This window comes from Delftia sp. ZNC0008, assembly GCF_000799035.1.
Lineage (GTDB): Bacteria > Pseudomonadota > Gammaproteobacteria > Burkholderiales > Burkholderiaceae_C > Comamonas > Comamonas tsuruhatensis.
Window position 1 is genome coordinate 1 of record NZ_JTKZ01000377.1, and the last position, 5,134, is coordinate 5,134.

The 5,134-nt window shown below is 70.0% G+C and carries 5 protein-coding genes and 1 pseudogene; 4 read left to right on the forward strand and 2 right to left on the reverse strand.

What is annotated here, in order from left to right; all coding sequences use genetic code 11:
- The 4 genes from L995_RS12410 to L995_RS12425 form a co-directional block, all read left to right on the forward strand.
- A partial coding sequence (locus L995_RS12410; RefSeq protein ID WP_047472045.1) for a LysR substrate-binding domain-containing protein occupies positions 1-496 on the forward strand: 496 nt, incomplete at its 5' end.
- 87 nt (positions 497-583) lie between these two features.
- On the forward strand, positions 584-2,008 hold the full coding sequence (tcuA, locus tag L995_RS12415) for an FAD-dependent tricarballylate dehydrogenase TcuA (RefSeq protein ID WP_047472046.1): 1,425 nt from the start codon (positions 584-586) through the stop codon (positions 2,006-2,008).
- A gap of 5 nt (positions 2,009-2,013) precedes the next feature.
- The gene (tcuB, locus tag L995_RS12420) at positions 2,014-3,216 is read left to right on the forward strand and encodes a tricarballylate utilization 4Fe-4S protein TcuB (protein WP_047472047.1); all 1,203 of its coding nucleotides are present in this window, start codon (positions 2,014-2,016) and stop codon (positions 3,214-3,216) included.
- Positions 3,217-3,258: 42 nt separating this feature from the next.
- Positions 3,259-4,239, forward strand: coding sequence for a Bug family tripartite tricarboxylate transporter substrate binding protein (locus L995_RS12425; protein ID WP_016454008.1), 981 nt, complete (start codon positions 3,259-3,261; stop codon positions 4,237-4,239).
- Positions 4,240-4,254: 15 nt separating this feature from the next.
- Here the strand turns inward: L995_RS12425 and L995_RS12430 are convergent, their stop codons facing one another.
- Together L995_RS12430 and L995_RS12435 are read right to left on the reverse strand one after the other, a co-directional pair.
- On the reverse strand, positions 4,255-4,758 hold the full coding sequence (locus L995_RS12430) for a carboxymuconolactone decarboxylase family protein (RefSeq protein ID WP_047472048.1): 504 nt from the start codon (positions 4,756-4,758) through the stop codon (positions 4,255-4,257).
- Between the two features lie 147 nt (positions 4,759-4,905).
- A pseudogene (locus L995_RS12435) lies at positions 4,906-5,134 on the reverse strand (tripartite tricarboxylate transporter substrate-binding protein); the annotation flags it as partial.

The window sequence follows — 5,134 nt, forward strand, 5'->3', positions numbered from 1 at the left end:
AGGCGGGCGGCGCTGGCAGGTGCACCCGCTGATCGAGGAGGAACTGTTCCTGATCCGCGCGCGCGGCCGCCACCCCGAGCCGCTGCCGCCGCAGATGGCGCTGGCCGACCTGGCCGGCGAATCGCTGATCCTGCCCACGGGCCTGCACGGCCTGCGCAGCACGCTGGACACGGCCTTCTCGCAGGCGCGCTTCACGCCGCATCTGGTGCTGGAGGTGGATTCGCTGTCCATGGTCATGGCGGCCGTGGATGCGGGCCTGGGCAGCACGGTGCAGCCCTGGGCCTCCATGGGCCGCTATGCCGATGCCGCGCAGCGCTTCGAGTGGTCGCGTATCACGGACAAAGATGCCCTGCGCACCAACCTGCTGTGCAGCCTGTCCGAGGATGAGCTGTCGCCCGCCGCCCTGGCCGCGCGCGTGGTGCTGATCGACTGCGTGCGCCAGCTGCTGCGCGGCGGCGCCTGGGCCGGCACGGCCCTCATCCATCACGAAGACTGATACCCCCATGCCGGCGGGCCCCTGCCCGTCGCGCGGCGTTCTCCCTACATTCGCAATCCCCACGATGGCGAATGCAAGGAGAACTCCATGGACCCCGATGTCCTGGTCATAGGCGGCGGCAATGCCGCCCTGTGCGCGGCCCTGATGGCGCGCGAGGCAGGCCGCAGCGTGCTGCTGCTGGAGGCGGCGCCGCGCGACTGGCGCGGCGGCAATTCCGGCCACACGCGCAACCTGCGCTGCATGCACGACGCGCCCCAGGACGTGCTGGTCGAGTCCTACCCCGAGGAGGAGTTCTGGCAGGACCTGCTCAAGGTCACGGGCGGCATCACCAACGAGCACCTGGCGCGCATGGTGATCCGCGCCTCCTCCACCTGCCGCGACTGGATGCGCCGCCACGGCGTGCATTTCCAGCCGCCGCTGTCGGGCGCCCTGCACGTGGCGCGCACCAATGCCTTCTTCATGGGCGGCGGCAAGGCCCTGGTCAATGCCTACTACCGCAGCGCCGAACGGCTGGGCGTGCAGGTGCGCTACGCGTCGCCCGTGGACCGGCTGGAGATCGAGGGCGGCGAGTTCAAGGCCGCCTGGGTGGGCGCGCAGCGCATCACCGCAAAGACCTGCGTGCTGGCGGCGGGCGGCTTCGAGTCCAACCGCGAGTGGCTGCGCGAGGCCTGGGGGCAGAACGCGCGCGGCGAATGGCCGTCCGACAACTTCCTGATCCGCGGCACGGCCTTCAACCGCGGCGTGCTGCTGCGCCACCTGCTCGAAGACCATGGCGCCGACCGCATCGGCGACCCCACCCAGGCCCACATGGTGGCCATCGACGCGCGCGCGCCGCTGTACGACGGCGGCATCTGCACGCGCATCGACTGCGTCTCGCTGGGCGTGGTGGTCAACCGCGAGGCCGAGCGCTTCTACGACGAGGGCGAGGACTTCTGGCCCAAGCGCTATGCCATCTGGGGCCGCCTGGTGGCCCAGCAGCCGGGCCAGACCGCCTGGTCCGTGATCGACGCCAAGGCCATAGGCCGCTTCATGCCGCCGGTCTTCCCGGGCGTGCGCGCCGACTCCCTGCCCGAGCTGGCACGCAAGCTGGGCCTGGACGAGGACCGCTTCATGCAGACCCTGGATGCATACAACGGCGCCTGCCGCGTCGGCCACTTCGACCACACGGCGCTGGACGACTGCCATACCGAGGGCCTGGCCCCCGCCAAGACCCACTGGGCCCGCCCCATCGACACGGCGCCCTTCTACGGCTACCAGCTGCGCCCCGGCGTGACCTTCACCTACCTGGGCCTGGAGACCGACGACACGGCGGCCGTGCGCTTTGCCGGCCAGCCCAGCACCAACCTGTTCGTGGCCGGCGAAATGATGGCCGGCAACGTGCTGGGCAAGGGCTATACGGCCGGCGTGGGCATGTCCATCGGCACGGCGTTCGGCCGCATCGCGGGCCGCAACGCAGCCCTTGCCGCCGCCGGACAACCCGCCGTGCGCGGCGCAGTGACAGAGAAGGCTTGACCGAGATGCAGACCCTGAACGCCCTGGCCCAAGAAGCCCAGGACCTGGCCGCCGGCCGGGTCATTCCCATCCTGCCGGTCTCCACCGAAACGGCCGCCGAAGGCGAGGTGGCGCGTGCCCTGCAGATCTGCAACGCCTGCCGCTACTGCGAAGGCTTTTGCGCGGTCTTCCCGGCAATGACGCGGCGCCTGGAGTTCGGCAAGGCCGATGTGCACTACCTGGCCAACCTGTGCCACAACTGCGGCGCCTGCCTGCATGCCTGCCAGTACGCGCCGCCGCATGAATTCGCCATCAACATCCCCAAGGCCATGGCCGAGGTGCGCGGCCAGACCTATGCCGACTACGCCTGGCCGCCCGCCCTGGGGCGCCTGTACCAGAGGAACGGGCTCACGCTGTCGCTGGCCCTGGCCGCAGGCCTGTCGCTGTTCCTGTTGCTGGCCGTGGCCCTGCAGGGCGGCCCGGGCCGGCTGTGGGGCGCCGACCTGGGCGCCAACTTCTACAACCTGTTCCCGCACAACCTGCTGGTGGGCATCTTCGCGCCCGTGTTCCTGTTCGTGGTGCTGGCGCTGGCCATGGGCGTGCGCCGCTTCTGGAAGGACGTCAAGCCCGCCACCGGCGGCGTGGACGTGGGCACGCCAGCGGCGGCCGAGGCCGCGCACGACGTGCTGCGCCTCAAATACCTGGACGGCGGCCACGGCGAGGGCTGCCACAACGAGGACGATGCCTACACCCTGAGCCGCAGGCGCTTTCACCACCTGACCTTCTACGGATTCATGCTGTGCTTTGCGGCCACGGCGCTGGCCACGGTCTACCACTACGTGTTCGGCTGGGCCGCGCCCTACGAATTCCCCAGCCTGCCCAAGCTGCTGGGCGCCGTGGGCGGCACCAGCCTCATGCTGGGCACCGCAGGCCTGTGGCGCCTGAACCGCAGGCGCCACCCGCTGCATGGCGACGCGCGCCAGAAACCCATGGACCTGGGCTTCATCGCCCTGCTGTTCCTGGTCGCGGCCAGCGGCATGGCGCTGTGGCTGGGCCGCGGCACGCCGGCCCTGGCCCTGCTGCTGTGCCTGCACCTGGGCGCGGTGATCGCCCTGTTCGCCACCCTGCCCTACGGCAAGTTCGCGCACGGCGTGTTCCGCACGGCATCCCTGCTGCGCCACAACACCGAAAAGCGCCAGCCCAGCCCCATCGGGCTGGGCGCCGACTAGCCGCATCCGCCCCGATTCCCAGCCAATGACGGAGACAACCCCATGATGAACAAGCGCAACTTCCTGCACGCCACCGCCCTGGCCGCCTCCCTGCTCGCACTGGCCGCCAGCGCGCAGGCCCAGGACTTTCCTCCCAAAAAGCCCGTGTCCCTGGTCGTGGGCTTCGCCGCCGGCGGCGCCGCAGATGCGGCCGCGCGCCTGATCGCCAAGAAGCTGGGCGAGAACATCGGCCAGAGCGTGGTGGTGGAGAACAAGGGCGGCGCGGGCGGCAACATCGCCCACCAGCAGGTGGCCAATGCGGCGGCCGACGGCTCGGTGCTGCTGTTCGGCTCGGTGGGGCCGCTGACCATTGCGCCGCACCTGATGAAGCTGCCCTACGACCCCTTCAAGGACCTGGCGCCCATCTCGGGCGGCGTGAACTTTCCCAACGTGCTGGTGGTGCACAAGGGCGCGGGCGTGAAGACCCTGGCCGAGTTCGTGGCCAAGGCCAGGAAGAACCCGGGCACGGTGGACTACGCCTCGACGGGCGCGGGCTCGGCCTCCCACCTGGCAGGCGAGCTGTTCAACCAGCGCGCGGGCATCGACATGGTGCACGTGCCCTACAAGGGCGGCGCGCCCGCGCTGCAGGACCTGCTGGGCGAGCGCGTGACCAGCTACTTCGCAGCGCCGCCCACGGCCCTGCCCCACATCGAGGCCGGCAAGCTGATCCCGCTGGCCACCACGGGCCTCACGCGCCCGGCGTACATGCCCGACATCCCCACGGTGGCCGAAGCCGGCTATCCCGGCTTCGAGGCACTGAACTGGTATGCCTTCGTGGCACCGGGCAAGACGCCCAAGCCGATGCTGGACCGCTGGAACACCGAGATCGTCAAGGTACTCAATGACCCCGGCGTCAAGGACGCGCTGAACAAGCACGGCCTCACCCCCCAGCCCACCACGCGCGCCGAGTTCGCGGCCTTCATGAAGAAGGAATACGAGCAGTGGGGCAGGCTGGTCAAGGAGCGAAAGCTCACGGCGGAGTGAGCGGCTTGCGCCCGTTCAGAGCTTGATCGGCTTGCGTGCCACGGGCGCTGCAAAGCCCGCGCACAGGCGGTTCCAGACATTGATGCTGCCGATGGCATAGGTCAGCTCCACCATCTCGCGCTCGCTGAAATGCGGGCGCAGCGCCTCGAAGTCCTGCTGCTCGGGATGGGCCTGGCTCAGGCGCGTGCAGCGCTCGGCCCAGTTCAGGGCGGCGCGCTCGCGCCCGTCGTAGAAATCCACCTCGGGCCAGGTGACGATGCTGTTGATGCGCTGCAGGTCCTCGCCCCGGGACAGCAGTTCGCGCGTGTGCATGTCCACGCAGAAGGCGCAGCCGTTGATCTGCGAGACGCGCAGGAACACCAGCTCCAGCAGCTGGATGCCCAGGCTGGACTCGTTCAGCAGCGCGTTGATGCCGGCCTGGGCCTTGTACAGCTCGGGGGCCACGGCCTGGAAGTTCAGGCGCGGCGTGGGGGCGGCAAGAGGACGGGCGCCGGTGGCAACGGAAGACGAAGCGGTCATGGAAAACACTCCTTGAGGGATGTAGCAGCCGGCCGGAATGGCTGGCCCATACCTTCAAGACGCGCGGGGCGTGCGCGTTGTGACAGCGTGGGTGAAAATTCTTTCGCAGCCCCGGCCCCCATCCCCCATTCCCGCCCCGGCTGGCGCTCAATCCGCCACGATGCGCCGCTCCGTGGCGATCTTGCGGTACAGGGCGTTCTCGGCCGCGATCTCGCGCGCGAACTCCTCGGGGCGGTTGCCGATCACGCGCGAGCCCGTGTCCTCGATCTGGCGGCGCACCTCGGGGCTGGCCAGCGCGCGCTGGGCGGCCGCATGCAGGCGCGCCACGATCTCGGGCGACAGCCCCTTGGGGCCGTAGATGCCATAGAAGACGCGG

What these genes read in the sequence shown, in the direction of transcription:
- tcuA (WP_047472046.1), top strand. Translation starts at nt 584, where the DNA reads ATGGACCCCGATGTCCTGGTCATAGGCGGCGGCAATGCCGCCCTGTGC.
- tcuB (WP_047472047.1), top strand. Translation starts at nt 2,014, where the DNA reads ATGCAGACCCTGAACGCCCTGGCCCAAGAAGCCCAGGACCTGGCCGCC.
- L995_RS12425 (WP_016454008.1), top strand. Translation starts at nt 3,259, where the DNA reads ATGATGAACAAGCGCAACTTCCTGCACGCCACCGCCCTGGCCGCCTCC.
- L995_RS12430 (WP_047472048.1), bottom strand. Translation starts at nt 4,758, where the DNA reads ATGACCGCTTCGTCTTCCGTTGCCACCGGCGCCCGTCCTCTTGCCGCC.